General features: G+C 72.0%; 15 protein-coding genes. 4 read left to right on the top strand and 11 right to left on the bottom strand.

Going from position 1 to position 16,099, the window contains the following annotated elements; all coding sequences use genetic code 11:
• Positions 1-7 precede the first annotated feature (7 nt).
• Together ACNNMR_RS22370 and ACNNMR_RS22365 are read right to left on the bottom strand one after the other, a co-directional pair.
• On the bottom strand, positions 8-739 hold the full coding sequence (locus ACNNMR_RS22370; RefSeq protein ID WP_419996445.1) for a YcnI family protein: 732 nt from the start codon (positions 737-739) through the stop codon (positions 8-10).
• 131 nt (positions 740-870) lie between these two features.
• Complete coding sequence (locus tag ACNNMR_RS22365) at positions 871-1,668, bottom strand: hypothetical protein (protein WP_419996444.1); 798 nt, start codon at positions 1,666-1,668, stop codon at positions 871-873.
• Positions 1,669-1,907: 239 nt separating this feature from the next.
• Between ACNNMR_RS22365 and ACNNMR_RS22360 the strand changes: the two genes are divergently transcribed.
• Positions 1,908-2,342, top strand: coding sequence for an ATP-binding protein (locus ACNNMR_RS22360; RefSeq protein ID WP_419996443.1), 435 nt, complete (start codon positions 1,908-1,910; stop codon positions 2,340-2,342).
• Between the two features lie 169 nt (positions 2,343-2,511).
• Positions 2,512-4,836, top strand: a complete 2,325-nt coding sequence (locus tag ACNNMR_RS22355; RefSeq protein ID WP_419996442.1) for a hypothetical protein — start codon at positions 2,512-2,514, stop codon at positions 4,834-4,836.
• A gap of 84 nt (positions 4,837-4,920) precedes the next feature.
• Here the strand turns inward: ACNNMR_RS22355 and ACNNMR_RS22350 are convergent, their stop codons facing one another.
• Positions 4,921-5,634 (bottom strand): YqeB family protein, encoded by a 714-nt coding sequence (locus tag ACNNMR_RS22350; RefSeq protein ID WP_419996441.1) that lies wholly within the window; start codon positions 5,632-5,634, stop codon positions 4,921-4,923.
• A gap of 259 nt (positions 5,635-5,893) precedes the next feature.
• Between ACNNMR_RS22350 and ACNNMR_RS22345 the strand changes: the two genes are divergently transcribed.
• Positions 5,894-6,640 (top strand): MIP/aquaporin family protein, encoded by a 747-nt coding sequence (locus ACNNMR_RS22345; protein WP_420000436.1) that lies wholly within the window; start codon positions 5,894-5,896, stop codon positions 6,638-6,640.
• A gap of 2 nt (positions 6,641-6,642) precedes the next feature.
• Here the strand turns inward: ACNNMR_RS22345 and ACNNMR_RS22340 are convergent, their stop codons facing one another.
• The 6 genes from ACNNMR_RS22340 to ACNNMR_RS22315 all read right to left on the bottom strand — a co-directional run bounded on the left by ACNNMR_RS22340 (position 6,643) and on the right by ACNNMR_RS22315 (position 12,970).
• On the bottom strand, positions 6,643-7,083 hold the full coding sequence (locus ACNNMR_RS22340) for a DUF6069 family protein (RefSeq protein WP_419996440.1): 441 nt from the start codon (positions 7,081-7,083) through the stop codon (positions 6,643-6,645).
• Positions 7,080-7,625 (bottom strand): TetR/AcrR family transcriptional regulator, encoded by a 546-nt coding sequence (locus ACNNMR_RS22335; RefSeq protein ID WP_420000435.1) that lies wholly within the window; start codon positions 7,623-7,625, stop codon positions 7,080-7,082. The genes ACNNMR_RS22340 and ACNNMR_RS22335 overlap by 4 nt, the downstream gene beginning before the upstream one ends.
• A 128-nt stretch (positions 7,626-7,753) precedes the next feature.
• The gene (locus ACNNMR_RS22330) at positions 7,754-8,821 is read right to left on the bottom strand and encodes a glycoside hydrolase family 25 protein (RefSeq protein WP_419996439.1); all 1,068 of its coding nucleotides are present in this window, start codon (positions 8,819-8,821) and stop codon (positions 7,754-7,756) included.
• 247 nt (positions 8,822-9,068) lie between these two features.
• Positions 9,069-9,857, bottom strand: coding sequence for an ABC transporter ATP-binding protein (locus tag ACNNMR_RS22325; RefSeq protein WP_419996438.1), 789 nt, complete (start codon positions 9,855-9,857; stop codon positions 9,069-9,071).
• A gap of 62 nt (positions 9,858-9,919) precedes the next feature.
• Positions 9,920-11,395, bottom strand: a complete 1,476-nt coding sequence (locus tag ACNNMR_RS22320) for an aminopeptidase P family protein (protein ID WP_419996437.1) — start codon at positions 11,393-11,395, stop codon at positions 9,920-9,922.
• A gap of 105 nt (positions 11,396-11,500) precedes the next feature.
• A complete protein-coding gene (locus ACNNMR_RS22315; protein WP_419996436.1) occupies positions 11,501-12,970 on the bottom strand; it encodes a PP2C family protein-serine/threonine phosphatase in 1,470 nt (489 codons plus the stop codon).
• A gap of 531 nt (positions 12,971-13,501) precedes the next feature.
• Between ACNNMR_RS22315 and ACNNMR_RS22310 the strand changes: the two genes are divergently transcribed.
• Complete coding sequence (locus ACNNMR_RS22310; RefSeq protein ID WP_419996435.1) at positions 13,502-14,209, top strand: bifunctional DNA primase/polymerase; 708 nt, start codon at positions 13,502-13,504, stop codon at positions 14,207-14,209.
• 200 nt (positions 14,210-14,409) lie between these two features.
• Here ACNNMR_RS22310 and ACNNMR_RS22305 read toward each other — a convergent pair whose 3' ends face one another.
• Positions 14,410-15,384, bottom strand: coding sequence for a DUF5926 family protein (locus ACNNMR_RS22305; protein ID WP_419996434.1), 975 nt, complete (start codon positions 15,382-15,384; stop codon positions 14,410-14,412).
• 276 nt (positions 15,385-15,660) lie between these two features.
• On the bottom strand, positions 15,661-16,089 hold the full coding sequence (locus tag ACNNMR_RS22300; protein ID WP_419996433.1) for an ATP-binding protein: 429 nt from the start codon (positions 16,087-16,089) through the stop codon (positions 15,661-15,663).
• Positions 16,090-16,099: the final 10 nt, after the last annotated feature.

The raw sequence follows: 16,099 nt of genomic DNA, 5'->3' as shown, positions 1-16,099 counted from the left end.
CCAGCCGTCAGGCGGACTTGCGGCGGGCGAGTACGCCGAAGGCGACACCCGCGGCGCCGACGACGATGCCGACGATGCCGAGGGCGCGGGCGGTGGTGTCGCTGCCGCTGTCGTCGCTCTCGGCGCCGGCGTTCGCGGTGTCCTTGTCGGCCGAGGCCTGGCCGGCGCCGGCCTTGGCGTCGTCGCCGTGGCCGCCGTCCTTGGCGGGTACGAGCTTCAGCACCGGCGCGGGGCTCTCCGGCTCCGGCTCGCCTTCCTTCGGCTCCTCGATCCAGCGCACGACCTCGTTGTTCTTGTCGTACGTCTGCAGCGCCTTGAAGACCAGCTGGTCGGCGTCCTCGGGCAGCTGCCCGACGGAGACCGGGAACTGCTGGAACTCGCCCGGCTGGATCTTCCCGCCGGTCCAGGTGATCTTGGAGACCACCTCGGTGATCTTCTCGCCGTGCGATTCGATCGGCTTGTCGAGCTTCTTCTTGCTGACCTTCACATCCCAGCCCGGCACCGGCTGCGGCATGGCGGAGGTGAGCGGGTGGTCCTCGGGGAGGGTGACCTCGAGCTTGACGGTGGAGGCGTTGTCGCGCTCGTTGGGCACCTTGAAGTTCACGGTGGCGTAGCCGCCCTGCTCGGCCTCGTCGGGGTTGACCGAGACGTGGGCGGAGGCGGGGACGGCGAGCAGCAGGACGGCGCCGGTGGCGAGGCCGCCGATGGCGGACAGGCGGCGCAGGGACTTGGCATGCATGGCAGGACACTCCTGGATGCGGTGATGGGTGAAGGGGATCGATCGCTCGGCGATGCGCGCGTGCGGCGGCAGCGCGCGTCCCGCACCCGTGCAGCGCCCCTGCTGGGGCGGGAGTGGTGGAGCCGCGCGTGTCAGGCCGCGAGGGCGAGGGCGGGCGGGCCGCGGCGCTGGACGCTGTGCTGGAGTTCGGCCGTTATGGCCGCGGGGCCTGGTGCTTCGGCCGTACGGGCCGGGCCGCCCGGCTCGGGCAGCGTGGCCCGCAGCCCGGCGCGCAGGGCGGCGGCGAGGCGTACGGCAGCGCGGAGCGGAGCGCTCGTGGTGCGGGCGGCGCCTGCGGTGAGGCGTACGAGCCGCCACACCGAGGCCTCGCCGCGGCGCAGCAGCCAGCCGGCGGCGAGGGCGGCGAGGACGTGGCCGAGCAGCATGGGGAGGGAGTAGACGGAGGCGTCCCAGAGAGAGGCGGCGTGGCTGCCGCCGTCGGCCATGGCGCCGTGGGTGGCGCCGCTCGGGGCCAGTCTGTCCGGGTTGATCCCGGCGTTGGCGACGATCTCGCGGGCGCGGCCTTCGCCGAGCGGGATGGTGTGCTCGTTGCAGAGCAGCCGCTTGGCCAGGGACATGGCGCCGCTTTCGTGGCCGGGGCCGGCCCCGGACGTGGCGGCGGTGTGCTGCCCGGTCCCGTAAAGGCAGTGCAGTCCCAGCTGTCCGATGGCGAGCAGCGCGGCGATCCCCGGCAGTGAGCGCTCGCGTCCGGCGCAGGCCGTGGCGACCGCGAATACGGCGGCGGCCGCGAGGCCGAGCGTCCACAGCGGGACGGCGGTGCCGGAGGCGAGGACGTGTCCGCCCGCGGACAGCGCGATGCAGACCGCGGTGAACACCGCGGCCCGGGTCAGGCGCAGATCGGCGCCGGCGCGCTGGGCGGGGACAGTCATGGCGGCGCAATCATCTCACCGCGTCCCGGGTACTCGTCCGCCAGCCCCGGCACTCGGTCGAATCCCGCCACCAGGCAGGCCATCGCGATCCGGCCATGGGCGCCGAACGCCTATATCGCACCAACCGGAATAAACACATCCGCCGGATGAGCGTTCTCACCCGCGAAGGGCGATTGGGCGGCGGGCTTCGCGGTTATACGTACCGATGTGTCGAGCCGCAGCCGGGAGGCTGAAACACGATGAGCATCTGGTGGTCGCTGCGATTGCGGCGTGAGGCCGCGAGCGTCCCCCTCGCCCGGAAGCTGCTGGCCGGAGCCATGGACACCGCGGGTGTCGACCCGGACATCTCCTTCGACCTCTCCCTCGCGCTGACCGAGGCCTGCGCCAACGCCGTCGAGCACGGCGGCGCGTCCGGCGACTACCGGGTCACCGCCTTCATAGACGGTGACAAGTGCCGCATCGAGGTCATCGACTCCGGGCCCGGCTTCGCCGGGTCCCCGCCGGCGCCGGACCCCGCCGACCCGCCGCGCACGGACGAGGGCGGCCGCGGGCTCTTCCTGATCGAGCACCTTGCCGATCACGTCGACATCCACAGTCGGCCGGGCCGGGGTGCGGTGGTCGCGTTCGACAAGATCCTCAAGTGGCGGGCGGATGCTCCGCTGATGGCGGTCTGAGCGTCGCCTGACGGCGGTCTGATCGTCATCCGTTCGGCCGGGGACCCGTGCTCCGCACGGGTGGTTGCGGTTGCGCGCCAGCCAGTTATGTCTCATTTATATGTGATTGCTCCGATGTACTGCTTTCGCTTCACGCGTTCCGGAGTCGTGAACGATCAGGGAGAGCAGAGTGCGGAGCTTGAGACAGGTGGTGAGCGGCGCCGCGGTGGCGGTGCTGGCCGCCGCAGTAGTAGTGGTGCAGGCAGGTGGCCTGGGGGCCGTCGCCCAGCAGAAGCAACCGGTCGAGATGAAGCAGACCGAGATCCCCGTGACGATCGCCGGCGGCGACGGCACGGCGAAGCTCTCGCTGCTGTCCGGCGGCGATTCCGTGGAGCCGCTGGAAGGCGACCTGCTGCGCATCGAGCCGCCGACGGGCACCAAGCTCAAGGACATCTCGTGCGGCACCATCAAGGAGATCGACCCGAAGGGCGCCTGGGGCACCTGCCTGGAGCCGAGCTACGGCACCAACTGGGGTACGGAGCGCCTCGCGACCGTGACGGTCGACCCGGACACCCAGCCCGGTGACCTGACCGACGGCAAGGCCACCTTCGTACACAACGACGGCACCCCCGACACCGTGACGTCCTGGACCGTGCGGGTCCTCGGCGCCAAGGTCAAGCAGGACTCGGTGCCGACGCTCGCGGCGGGCACCGCCACCGAGACGACGTTCACGCTCCAGATGGAGAACGGCGGGAAGGTGCCGCCGGTCGAGGGCGACGTGCTGCGCTTCGAGCCGCCGACGGGCACGCGCATCATCGACCACTCCTGCGGCACCATCAAGGAATCCGACCCCGACGGCGCCTGGGCGACCTGCACCGTGCCGGGCAACGGCTCCGACTGGAACCCCAAGCGCCGGGTGACGGTCGCGGTCGACAAGGACACCAAGCCGGGCAAGCTGGACGACGGCAAGGTCACCCTCTCCGCCAAGGCGAGCAACCGCGCCGCCCAGACCGCGCCGAAGGCCGAGAACAACTGGACGGTGCTCGTCCCCGGCGCCCAGGAGCCCGCGCCCGCGCCGCGCACCGTAGAGCTCGCGCAGGGCGGCGACGCGCCGACCGCCGGGGCAGGCGCCCCGGACCCGACCGAGGTGCCGCTCACGCTGAAGCAGCCGGACGGCTCCGCGGTCCCCGCCGAGACGGGCGACGTGCTGCGGTACGAGGCGCCTGACGGCATCACGATCACCGACATCAGCTGCCCCGACGGCATGACCAAGGCGGTTGACCCGAGCGGCACTTGGGCGACCTGCACCAACACCAGCGGCACCACCTGGGACACCGAGCCGACGGTGTCGGTGAAGGTCGGCCCGGACGTCGAGCCGGGTGAGTACGAGGGCACGGTCAGCCTCAAGGACCAGGACGGCACGCTCCTGGACGAGGGGCCCTGGACCATCAAGGTGCTCGCCCCCGAGGTCACGCAGGAAGGCGCCGCCCCGACGCTCGACCCGGGCCTGGCCAAGGAGGTGCCCGTCACCCTGGCGCTGGAGGACGGCTCGGCGGCTCCGGCGGCCGCGGGCGAGGTGCTCCGGTACGAGGCGCCGCCCGGCACCGAGATCACCGACACCACCTGCGACAAGGACGAGGAGATCGCCCCCGACGGCTCGTGGGCGACCTGCACCTCCCCCGAGGCCGGCACGTGGAGCCCGGACGAAGGGGTGACGCTGCGGCTGGCCCCGAACGCCCAGCCGGGCGAGACCAAGGGCAAGGTCACGCTGTCGGACGACGACGGCAATGTGGAGGCGCAGGGCCCGCTGACGGTGCGGATCCTGGCGGCGGAGCCGGAGGTCGAGTCCGAGCCCGAGGCCGAGGCGGCGCCGGAGCCGGAGGCCGACGCCGATCCTGCGGCGGAGCCGGAGGCCGACGCCGCTGAGGACCCGGCCGCGACCGATGGGTCGACGGACGGTGCTACGGATGGCACGACCGATGGCTCCACGGACGGCTCGACGGATGGCACGACCGATGGCTCCACCGACGACTCCACGGACGGACCGACCGGCCCGGCGGCCGACTCCGCGGACGAGCCGGCGCCCGACGCGGCCGCAGACGCGACCGACGGCACCACCGCCGGCGCGACCGGCGGCTCGACCGCCGGGTCCACGTCCGGCTCCACCTCCGGCTCCACGGACGGCGCCACCGCGAGCACCTCGGAGTACTCCACCGCCTTCTCCACCAGCGGCTCCGGCACCTTCTCCGGCCAGTTCTCCACCGGCTCCGGCCGTACGGAACTGTCCACCGAGTACTCGTCGGAACTGAACGGCAAGCCCGGCGAGTACTCCAGCCTGATGTCCACCACCTTCTCCACGGAGATGGCGACGGAAGGCCCGGGCGACAAGGACAAGGACAAGGCCCTGGCCGCCACCGGCGGCGAGAGCCTCGCCCTCCTCGGCGGCCTCGCCGCGGCCCTGATCGGCATCGGCATCCCGCTGGTCATCTCGGCCCGCGGCCGCCGCAGGTCCTGACCGCATCGCCACAACACAACTGAACACACCGAAGGCCGCCCCGACCCGGGGCGGCCTTCGGCCTTGTTCACGTAAGCCCGCAGCTCACGACGCCAGCTCCCGCCAGTGCTGCCGCGTCCCCTCATCCCGTACGACATACCCCAGCCGCTCCGCCTCCTCGCGCAGCTCCAGCGCATCGGCGGCGTCCTTCTTCTCCAGCGCCGACTTGCGGGCCCGCAGTACGGCGTTGACCGCCGCCGGCAGCTCCGGGGCGCCCGGGATCCAGCGGTGGTACGCGTCCGCGTGCGGGTCGGCGGGCAGCCAGCGGTGGCCGTGGGCGGTGAAGGCCGCCGCCAGCCGGGCGGCGGGCAGTTCGCAGCGGCCGCGGAACAACTGGCGGGTGCCGGCGTCCAGGACGACCAGGTTCTTGCCGGCGGCGAAGACCACGTCGATCGCCGCGGCCGCCACGGTGGCCTCCTCGCCGTCCTGGACGATCCGTACCTCCGGGCCGTCGAAGGTCACCTTCGCGCCCATGGCCACCGCGAAGAGACCGCCGCCGAGGCCGACCAGCAGGCCGACGCCGACCACGGCCCACGGACCCCAGCGGCCGTTCGCCCCGGCGATCAGCTCGAACCAGCTCCCGAACGGCGCCGACGGCAGCCGGGTCACCCAGTCCGCGAGCAGCGTCACGAGGTAGCCGAGCAGCGCGCCCGCGGCGGGCCCGCCGAGGAGCAGCAGCCACCGCTCGCCGGCCGGCTGGCCGACCTCGGCGGCCGCATCGCCGTGCTTGCGCAGGTTCATCACGTCACCCGTCGTCATCGCCCACACCTTCCTTCTCTCGCTCCCTTCCGACGCTAGGCAGAGCCGGTAAGGCGGGGTATCGGCCGATGGTTTGCGGGCGGCCGGTGCAGTACGACTTTGGTCTACGCCTCTGAGCGCCGCAGCTACGGTGGCGCGAACCCTTCCCGCCCTGTCATGTACGAAGTAAGGTGCGCTGTCACTCTCCGCGTGACGCAGGCCACATGCCGACCGCGCGCGGTGCCCACGACGATGTGGAGGCAGGGGGTCACCCATGGACTTGAACGGTGGCGAGATCTTCCTATGGGAGCTGCTCGGTACCACGCTGCTGCTGCTCCTAGGCTGCGGCGTCGTCGCAAACCATGTGCTGCGTAAAACGAACGGTCATGCGGCCGGCACGTTGTTCATCAACATCGGCTGGGGTTTCGCCGTGTTCACCGGCGCCAGCGTTGCGAACCCGACGGGCGCGCATCTGAACCCCGCGGTCACCCTCGGGCTGTGGGTCAGCGACAAGATGGACGGCGGGGACGTGCCCTGGTATCTGCTCGGGCAGATCTGCGGCGGTATCCTCGGCGCGATTCTGTGCTGGGCCACGTACAAGCTGCAGTTCGACGACCACCCCGAGCCGGAGAACACGCTCGGGGTCTTCTCGACGATTCCGCAGATCCCCAACAAGCTGTGGAACACGGTCACCGAGGTCATCGGCACCTTCGTGCTGGTCGCCTGGATCCTCTTCTCGCCGGGCTACTCGGAGTCCGGCGGCAGCCCGGTCTTCGGCAACGCGGCGCTCGGCTACGCCGGTGTCGCCTTCGTCGTGCTGGTGATCGGCACCTCGCTGGGTGGCCCGACGGGCTACGCCATCAACCCGGTTCGTGACCTCGGCCCGCGCATCGCGTACGCCTTCATCCTGCCGATCAAGGGCAAGGGCGACGCGCAGTGGGGCTACTCCTGGGTCCCGGTGGCCGGTCCGCTCCTCGGCGGTCTGCTGGCGGGTCTGCTCTACAACATCTGGCCGGAGTTGCCGTAGGGCTAGCCCTCTCGCCGACCAACGGCAGCGGCGCCGCGGTCCCCGACAGCGGGGGCAGCGGCGCCGCTGCCGTTTCCGCGCAGCCCCGGAATCAGCACGGCCGCCACCGCCAGGTGCATCAGCGCGAGCGCGGTTCTGGTGCCGCCGTCCATGTCGCCGGTCAACGGCAGGAAGGAGACGGCGAGTACGGCCACGGCCGACGCTGTCCAGACGGCGCGGGCGCGCCGTGCCGCGAAGCGCTCCAGGGCGGCAAGCAGCCCCCATCCGGCGAGCGCCGCCAGCAGCGCGACCGCGACGACGGGCACGACGCCGAGGTCGAGTGTCTGCTCGCCGTCGGTGATCTGCAGTCGGTGCCCCAGCACCGGGTCCGTGACCAGCCATATCAGGAGCGGTCCCAGGACCGCCGCCCCCGCGACCGCCAAGCGGCGGCGCCGCGCGCTCACTTGGCGCCGCCAGGCTGTCCGAGCGCGCCGTGCAGGAAGACCTCCACCAGCTCCTGCGGGGTCAGTTCGGGGGCGTCGTCCGCGCGCGGCTGGGTGAAGAGGAGGCCGAGGAAGAGGGCGGCGATCTGCTCCGGGGGGCGGCGCAGGGCGGCCTGGTCGGGTTCCAGCAGCTCCGCCAGGGCCGCGCGGGTCCGGGCGGCCGACTCCTCGCGGCCGGCGCCGCGCACCGTGCCGGGGTGCTTGCCGCCGCGGTGTCCGAGCGAGCCGACGATGGCACCGATCCGGTCGAGGTGCGCCTGCAGCGCCTCGGCCGCCTCCGCGAGGCGGTCCGGCAGCGGCTGGGTTACGTCGATCGCGGCGAGCTCGCGGACCGCGTGGTCGGGCGAGAGCGCCTCCTGCACGCAGGCCTGCAGCAGCTCGTCCTTGTCGGCGAAGACCCGGAAGATCGTGCCCTCGCCGATGCCGGCGGCGCGGGCGATCTTCGCGGTCGTCACCGCCGATCCGTACTCGGCGATGAGCGGGATCGCGGTCTGGATGATCATCGTGCGGCGCTCGTCCGGCGACATGGCGGGGGCGCGGCGGCGGGGGTTCTTCGCTTCGGGGGTCATGGGTACGACAGTACGGAGTGAGTCCTCACTCCGTCAATGAGTGAGGACTCACTCCGTAAGGATTACTCCTTCACCGGCACCCCGGCCAGCTTCGACTCGTCGACGTCGATCGCGACCGTCGACAGGAAGCCCTTCTCGGGGCCGGTGATATGGGCCATGTACGTCGAGCAGTCGTCGCCCTCGCATACCTTCTGGCCGGTATTCACCTGGTAGTCGACGGTGACCTTGTCCGCGCCTGCCGTTGACTTGTTGATCGTCCCGACCGCCTTCGAGCCCGGGTCGGCCGTCTCGTGGACCACCCAGCGGGTGCCCCAGGTCGGGAAGGACTTGCCCTCCGCGGGCGGGGGCTGCTCGCCGCCGTTGCCGCCGCCTGCGAGTTTCCTCAGGTCCTCCAGGCTCTTGCGGTAGACGTTCACGTCCACGGCGTCGTCCGGTACGCCCGGGACCTGGCCGTCCGAGGCGTACTGCCAGATCTGCCAGGGGGCGCCGGCGCCCGGGATGTCCTGCGGCTCCATGTCGCCGCTGCCGTAGCGGGGCTGCCAGAGGAGGTAGCCGCTGAAGACGGCACCGTCGCCGCCCATGCACTGGTCGGTGAAGGACTTCGACGTATAGACGATCGGCTTGACGCCGAGGCTGCTGTGCACCGTGTCGAGCCAGGCCTTCACCTGGGCGGTGTCGAAGCTCGGCGGGCAGCCGCCGTTGATCTGCTCCAGGTCGAGGACCGGGGGGAGTTCGCCGGCGTTCTTGCCGGTGTAGCCCTGCTCCTTGATCGTCTTTACGAAGAACTCGGCCTGCTGGGCGCCGTCCCCGGGCCCGGCGGGGTTGTAGAAGTGGTACGGCGCGCGCAGGATGCCCGCGTCGGTGGCGGCCTTCCAGTCGCGGGCGAACCAGTCGTCGGTGTAGTCGATGCCCTCGGTCGACTTCATGAAGGTGTACTCGAAGCCAGCACCCTTTGCGGCGCCGTAGTCGATCGGCGAGCCGTCCGGGTGCTGGTGGTGGCTCGTATCGAAGCCCTTCACCGGATACGCGTCCGGGGGCGCGGCGCTCGCCGTGGGGTTCACGGCGAGCAGGGTGCCGGTGGCGATGGCGGCTGCGCCGCCGAGGGCCGCGGCGATGGTGCGCTTGCGCATGCGGCGGTTCCTTTGGGTGGGGGACAACGGAGCGGTTTACGCTGCCGCTTGGTCCGCCTGCGCGGGGAGGGCTTTGCGTCTCGTCTTGCGTCTCGGGACGATGGTGCCCGCCCACCCGCCCGTTCCTCCGTGGCGCAAGGCTGATCACCGGGGCTCCGCCCCGGGCCCCGTCGGCGCTTCGCGCCTCGCCCTCAAGCGCCGGGCGGGCTTGAGGGCCACTCGCCCTCGAGTTCCGGGCCTGCCTGGTTCACGCCGCTGATCGCGCCAGCCAGCGTCCGCCGCTCCGCTCCACCGCGATCGCGCGGCCGAAGCACTCCGTCAGCCGCGCCCCGGTCAGCACGTCCGCCACCGGGCCCGACGCCTGCGTCCGGCCCTCCCGTAGCAGCAGCGCGTGCCCCACGCTCGGCGCCAGCTCCTCCAGGTGGTGCGTGACCGTCACCGTCGCCAGTGACGGGCGGATCGTCGCCAGGTGGTTCATCGTGTCGACCAAGTCCTCGCGGGAGGGCAGGTCCAGGGCGTTGAACGGCTCGTCCAGGAGCAGCAGGCCCGGGGCGGACATCAGTGCCCGTGCGATCAGGATGCGGGCGCGCTGGCCGCCCGAGCAGACGCCGTACGGGCGGTCCGCCAGCTCCTTCAACTGCAGCTCGGAGAGCAGCTCGTGGGCGCGGTCGCGGGTCTCCGTGTCGTACTTGCGCCACAGGGGCTGGACCGTTCCCGTCGCACCCGTCAGCACCACCGTGTGCGCCGACGCGTCCAGCGGGACCTTCTGCGCCGGGCTCACGAAGCCGATCGCCGCGCGCAGCTCGCGCATGTCGACGCGGCCGATGCGGTGGCCGAGGACGTCGACCGTGCCGGTGGTCGGGTGCATGACGGCGCCGAGGAGGCGCAGGATCGTGGTCTTTCCGGCGCCGTTCGGGCCGAGGAGCGCCCAGTGCTCCCCGGCCCGTACGGTCCAGGAGATCTCGTCGAGGATCACCTGGTCCGTCGTGTAGCGCCGTACTCCGACGCCGGTCAGCTCCGCGACAACATCCGCCATGTGCAACCTCCTTCGGATCTTGCGGAGGTTACGCCTGGCGGTGCCGGGAGTGCTGGGCTGTCTCAGCCCTTGAGCTGCGCCATCCACGCCTCGACGTCGGCCGAGGTGCGGGGCAGCATGCCCGAGAGGTTCCGGTTGCCGTCCTCCGTCACCAGGATGTCGTCCTCGATGCGGACGCCGATGCCGCGGTACTCCTCCGGCACGGACAGGTCGTCCGCCTGGAAGTACAGGCCCGGCTCGACCGTCAGGCAGATGCCCGGCTCCAGGTCGCCGTTCACGTACTGCTCGGTGCGGGCCGCCGCGCAGTCGTGCACGTCGATGCCGAGCATGTGGCCCGTCCCGTGCAGGGTCCAGCGGCGCTGCAGGCCGAGCTCCAGGACCTTCTCCACGTCGAGGTCGCCGAGCAGGCCCCACGCGACCAGCTTCTCCGCGAGGACGCGCTGGGCGGCGTCGTGGAAGGCGCGGTACGGGGCGCCGGGCTTGACCGCGGCGATGCCGGCCTCCTGGGCCTCGTACACGGCGTCGTAGATCTTGCGCTGGATCGGTGTGAAGGTGCCGCTGATCGGCAGCGTCCTCGTCACATCCGCCGTGTAGAGGTTGTTCGTCTCCACACCCGCGTCCAGCAGCAGCAGGTCGCCGGAGCGGACCGCGCCGTCGTTGCGGACCCAGTGCAGCGTCGTGGCGTGCGGTCCTGTGGCGCAGATGGAGCCGTAGCCGACGTCGTTGCCCTCGACGCGCGCCCGCAGGAAGAACGTTCCCTCGATGTAGCGCTCGCTGGTCGCCTCGGCCTTGTCCAGGACGCGTACGACATCCTCGAAGCCGCGCGCGGTGGCCTCGCAGGCGAAGGTGAGCTCGGCGATCTCGAAGTCGTCCTTGATCCGGCGCTGCTCGGAGAGGAAGACGCGGAACTCGTCGTCCCGCTCCGCTGTCACCTTGTCGGTCAGCGCGGCCTCGATGCCCGCGTCGTAGCCGCGCAGCACGCGGACCGGGCCGGTGGCCTCCTTGAGCGCCTCGGGCAGCTCGCGGACGTCCTTTACGGGCATGCCGAGGAGCTTCTCGTTCTCGGTGAGGCTGTTGCGGCGGCCGACCCACAGCTCGCCCTGGCCGGACAGCCAGAATTCGCCGTTCTCGCGGTCGGAGCGGGGCAGCAGATACGCCGTGGCCTGGTGGCCGCCGTCCTTCGGCTCGAGTACGAGCACGCCGTCCTCGGTCTTGTCGCCGGTCAGGTAGGCGTAGTCCGAGGAGGGGCGGAAGGGGTAGTCCGTGTCGTTGGCGCGGACCTTCAGATTGCCGGCCGGGACTACCAGGCGCTCGCCCGGGAAGGCGGCGGAGAGTGCGGCGCGGCGGCGGGCGGTGTGCGCGGCCTGCGGGACCGGCTGCAGGTCGTGCCGCTCGGTGTCGGCCCAGCCCTGCTTCATGTTCTCCGAGAGCTCGTCGGAGACGCCGCCGTAGAGGCCGTTCTTGCGCTGCTTTATTGCCTGCTCCTGCTCGCCCTCGGTGGTCTCCGGGGCTTCGGCCTCGGCCTGCTCCTCGGTCACGGCTGCCTCCTGCCAGATGTTCTGCGTATGCCATCCATCGTATGGGCGTGACAAGGGGACGAAAGGGGCATCGGCCTGTGAGAGGTCACACCTGCCCCAGCCGCCTCACGCGGTCAGCCGCGCCGCCAGCAGGACGACATCCTCCGGGTGGTCCGCCTCCGGGTCCGGGATCAGCATCCGCAGTACGTGGTCGGCCAGCAGCTCCGGGTCGCGGCGGACCGCGGCGGGGGCGCAGGCGGCGGCCTGGTGGAGGCGGGCCATGGCGCGTTCCATGGGGTCGCCGGTGCGGTGCAGGAGGCCGTCCGTATAGAGCAGCAGCGTCTCCCCCGGCGCCGGGGTGATCTCCACGCTCGGCGCCTCCCAGCAGGCCAGCATGCCGAGCGGCGCGGAGAGCGTGGTCTCGGCGAACTCCGTGCGCGCCTCCCCCGTGATCAGCGGCGGGCAGTGGCCGGCGCCGGCGAGGACGAGGCGGCGGCGGCCCGGCTCCGCGTATCCGAAGAGGGCGGTGGCGCTGCGGGACGGCTCGGTCTGCCGCATCAGCAGCTCGAGGTCGCTGAGTACGGCGACGGGGTCCTCGCCCTCCATGACGGCGTACGCGCGCAGGGAGGCGCGCAGCCGGCCCATGGCCGCCACCGCGGGCGCGCCTGCGCCGTTGACGGAGCCGATGGCGAGGCCGAGGGCGCCGTCGGGGAGCGGCAGCACGTCGTACCAGTCGCCGCCGCCGCGCGGGCCGCTCAGGTGCCGTACGGCCAGGCGGGCGCCGGGGACCTGTGGGAGGCGGGCGGGGAGGAGGCCGTCGCGGACGGCGGTCAACGCCTTGGTGGCGCGGGCCAGTTCGAGGCGGCGGGCGAGGTGGTCGGCGGCGTGCCGGGCGTAGAGGGCGATGAGGTGGCGCTGGCGGTCGGTGGGCTGCGCCGGTTCGTCGTACAGCCAGACGAGGGCGCCGATCCGGCCGCCGCCGGAGGTTTCCCCAAGCTCTCGGCTTCGCTCGAGCAGGGGATGCCCCATTTCGAGCGGCACGGCGTAGCTGGCGGCGGCGCCGAGGCGGCGGGCGACCTCCTGGTGGCGCGGGTCGAGGCCGGACTCGCGGGCGAGGTCGGGGTGGCAGATCTCGCTGGGGAGGGGGGCCGGGGCGGGTGGCTGGATGGATGCCGGTGTGGGCGGCTGGGCGGCTGCCAAAGGGGCTGCCGGGGTGGGTGCCGGGGTCGATGGCGACGCCCCCGTGGCGTCGCCATCGAGGAGCCGGCCCGGGGAGGACGACTGCCGCGGCACCGTCTCGATCGCGCCGAGCTCGGCGCGGCCGAGGCCGAAGCCGGTGCAGGTGTCGGGGCCGCGGCCGTCGGGGGGCTGCAGCACCAGGTAGCCGCGGCGGGCGCCGGCGAGCGCGGCACCCGCGCGGACCACCTCGTACAGCGCCCCGTCGAGGCCCGCGGTGCTGGTGAGGCGGGCGATCAGCTCGTGCAGCGTGGTGAGGTCGGTGACCCAGGCGGCGAGGTGATCCTGGCTGAAGTCCGCGGTTCCGGAGGATTCGGCGGGGTGCGCGGCGGCGGCTCGTGGGAGTTCAATTCCGGCCACATTCCGGAGTGGTGGCGTGCTCAAGGCCGTCGGCTTTCGCGCCGTGCGGCCGGTTCGGATTCGCGTGGAACTTCGCTGCTCACAGGCATTTGCAACCCCCAAGTCCTGCGACTGCCGTCAGCAATACGTCCAGATTTAGTCCACATTTACACGGACTGGTGACGTGATGTCCAGCGTTGCCGCGGTGTGAATGGTGGTGTCCATGGGGAAGTTGTGTTGGCTGAAAAATGACCCATTCGAGTGTCATCTGCTGTCGACTTGGCCCTGAGGGAACAGGACCAGCAGGGCCCGAAGGAACCCGCCGCAAGGGCGCGGCGTCCTAGAAAACGTACGGTGGCTGGTACGTGTTGAATACGTGCCGAGGGCCCGCGGCAATGAGCGGCACCACAGGCGCAACCCGCCCGCGAGCGCAGACTCGCGTCATGCTGAACGTACGACCCGCACACCGCTTGTGAACGGCCCAGTATGTGAACGGCCAGAGTTCCTTAGGCGATCATGCCTGCCGATGTTGCACGGAAAGGACGAGCGCTGATGCGCGAGACCCCCGGAAAGCGGCGCAGGCTCCGGCGCAAGCTGCGACCGCAGACCGAGTCCGAAATGGCATTGACCTGCGCCACGATTTGGCGGTGGCCCGTGCTCCCCGGCGCGGGGCTGCGAGCGGAGCCGCGCTCGGGGCGTACCGGGCGCGCGGGCAGGGCTGTGCAAGCCTCCCGCGGTGCCGGGTGCGCCTGTCCGTATCCCGAATGTGCTGCCGCCGGCGCGCATCCCTTCGAGCCCGGGCTGCTGGCCGCGACCACCGATGCGCGGATGGTGGGCTGGTGGTGGGAGCAGCGGCCGGATGCGCCGGTGCTGCTGGCGACCGGGCGTGGGGCGAGCGCCGTGAGCCTGCCGGCGGTGGCCGGGGCGCGGGCGCTGGCCGCGCTGGAGCGGGCGGGGGTACGGACCGGGCCCGTCGTCGCCACGCCTGACCGGTGGGCGGTGCTGGTGCGGCCGTATTCGCTGGCCGAGCTCGGTGAAGTGCTGAATGCGCAGGACTGGGTGCCGGGGACGCTGCGCTTTCACGGGGACGGCGGTTATCTGGCGCTGCCACCATCGCGGACCGGGGCCGGTCCGGTGCGGTGGGAACGGACGCCCGGGGGGCGCGGCGAGGTTGCGACGCCGTGGCTGCCGGATGTGACTTCTGTGATCGGTGAGCTCACTGCGGCCTGTGCGCAACTGGCGGCGCGGGCGGGGCAGTAGGGCCGGGGGCGGCCTCGGGGCGGATCCCGGGACTGCCCCGAGACAGACAAGGGCCCGGTCGCTGGCGACGGGGGATGCACCAGCGACCGGGCTAAGAGTGACGGTAACAAGGAATGGGCGTATCGCAAATTCGATCGCCCGAATCCGGCGAGATATACGCCACGCCTAAGGGCGGGTCATACCCGACGGTATGTAATTGATCAGCTGAGAGTGATCTGTCGGTTGGTGAGGCCGCCGCGGGCCCGCCGCTCGTCGGCGGTCAGCGGCTCCTTGGCGGCCAGCGCCGTGGCCAGGCGTTCGGCGAATTCCGCGGCCGGCTTCTCGCAGTCGTCGGCGGACATGCCGGAGGGCAGGTCCCAGACCGGGACGGTCAGGCCGTGGGCCCGGAACGAGCCGACGAGGCGGGTGCCCTCGCCGAGCGAGGAATGGCCGGCGGCGTGCAGCCGGGCGAGCGCGTCGAGGAGTTGCTCCTCGGGGTGGGTCATCACCCAGCGCAGGTGGTTCTTCTCCGGGGTCTCGCACCAGTACGCGGCCTCGACGCCGGGGCCGGCCAGGCGGGCGGTGGGCAGCACGGCCTCGTTCGCCCGCTCCAGGGAGGCGTTGACCTCGGCGGTCGCGGCCTCGGCGTCGTCGAGCCAGAACTCGAAGCCGTCGTGGACGGCCGGGCTCAGGGGCGTATCCGGGTCGAGCAGATCCTGCAGGCGCGGGCCGTCGGAGGTGGTGCGCTGGGCCGCCTCTACGGGGGAGCCGGGGTCGGCTTCCAGGGCGCGCTGGAGTACGTCCGCGAGGTCGCGGCTGATGTCGCCGGTGGCGGTGTCGTTCTGGAGGCCGAGCATGACCTCGCCGTTGTCGCGGCGCAGCGCGGGCCAGGCGGTGGGGAGGACGGTGGCGAGGGTGACGGCGGGCACGCCGTCCGGGAGCCCGTCCTTCAGCTTGAGCTCGGCGGAGCCGGCGGGGACCAGCTCGCGGAGGGCGACCCAGTCGGCTTCGCCGGGGAGGCCCTCGAAGGGGCGCTGCACGAGTTCGGTGGCGGCGTGGGCGGCGGCGCGGCCGTGGCAGGCCTTGTAGCGGCGGCCTGAGCCGCAGGGGCAGGGCTCGCGGGCGCCGACGACGGGGATGTCGGCGTCGGCCTTCACCTTGGCGGTGGGCTGCTGGGGGCGGCGCTTCTTGGCCATGGTGACTCCGTCGTCCGGGGTGTTCGTTTCCTACGGAGGGTGAGACTACCGCTGGGGCATCCTGTGGCTCCGCCACGGAGTCCTCAAGCGCCGGACGGGCTTGATCGGTGGGTGGGCCGGGCCGCCCGCGGGCGGAGCCCGCTATCAGAAGCAGCCGCGACACTACCGAAGAAAACCTCTGTGGCTGGCCTGGGTACGTTCCGGGGTTTTCTTCGGCAGCGTCGCTCCACTCGACCCTCCTCCCGGAGGGATTAGGTCGACTCAGGCGCCCGCGAGTTACAGCAAGTCGTCCAGCCCGGGGAACTCGCGTCGCAGCGCCCCGCTCGGGCCGATCACGGCCCACACCGTGACCTCGCTGACCGCGTAGGACACACCCCAGTCGCGGGACAGGCGGCGGATGATGGCGAGGCCTCGGCCGCCGCGGGCTGTTACCGAGGGCTTGGCCGGAAGGGGGCGGGTGGGGCCGCCGCCGTCCGTTACGGAGACCGTGATGCTGCCGTCCTCGTCGAGGGACCAGTCGGCGCGGACGTTGTCGTCGCCGGCGTCCTCGAGCGGGCGGGCGTGGCGGCATGCGTTGCTGAGCAATTCCGAAAGGATCAGGACAGCATCGTCGACCGCCGGCTCCGGCGCCCCCGCAGCGAGAAGCTCATTGCGCATCCGCCGCCGCGCCGTACCCACGCCCGCAGGACCATGGGCAACGGCCATGGTCGCCGAC

Source organism: Streptomyces boninensis, from assembly GCF_048572725.1.
Classification (GTDB): domain Bacteria; phylum Actinomycetota; class Actinomycetes; order Streptomycetales; family Streptomycetaceae; genus Streptomyces; species Streptomyces boninensis.
The sequence above is the reverse complement of the archived record's forward strand: the minus strand, read 5'-3'. Positions and strand labels throughout refer to the sequence as shown.

Coding starts and splice junctions, on each gene's coding strand:
- ACNNMR_RS22370 (WP_419996445.1), bottom strand. CDS start 739: ATGCATGCCAAGTCCCTGCGCCGCCTGTCCGCCATCGGCGGCCTCGCC.
- ACNNMR_RS22365 (WP_419996444.1), bottom strand. CDS start 1,668: ATGACTGTCCCCGCCCAGCGCGCCGGCGCCGATCTGCGCCTGACCCGG.
- ACNNMR_RS22360 (WP_419996443.1), top strand. CDS start 1,908: ATGAGCATCTGGTGGTCGCTGCGATTGCGGCGTGAGGCCGCGAGCGTC.
- ACNNMR_RS22350 (WP_419996441.1), bottom strand. CDS start 5,634: ATGACGACGGGTGACGTGATGAACCTGCGCAAGCACGGCGATGCGGCC.
- ACNNMR_RS22335 (WP_420000435.1), bottom strand. CDS start 7,625: ATGATCATCCAGACCGCGATCCCGCTCATCGCCGAGTACGGATCGGCG.
- ACNNMR_RS22330 (WP_419996439.1), bottom strand. CDS start 8,821: ATGCGCAAGCGCACCATCGCCGCGGCCCTCGGCGGCGCAGCCGCCATC.
- ACNNMR_RS22325 (WP_419996438.1), bottom strand. CDS start 9,857: ATGGCGGATGTTGTCGCGGAGCTGACCGGCGTCGGAGTACGGCGCTAC.
- ACNNMR_RS22310 (WP_419996435.1), top strand. CDS start 13,502: ATGCGCGAGACCCCCGGAAAGCGGCGCAGGCTCCGGCGCAAGCTGCGA.
- ACNNMR_RS22305 (WP_419996434.1), bottom strand. CDS start 15,384: ATGGCCAAGAAGCGCCGCCCCCAGCAGCCCACCGCCAAGGTGAAGGCC.
- ACNNMR_RS22300 (WP_419996433.1), bottom strand. CDS start 16,089: ATGGCCGTTGCCCATGGTCCTGCGGGCGTGGGTACGGCGCGGCGGCGG.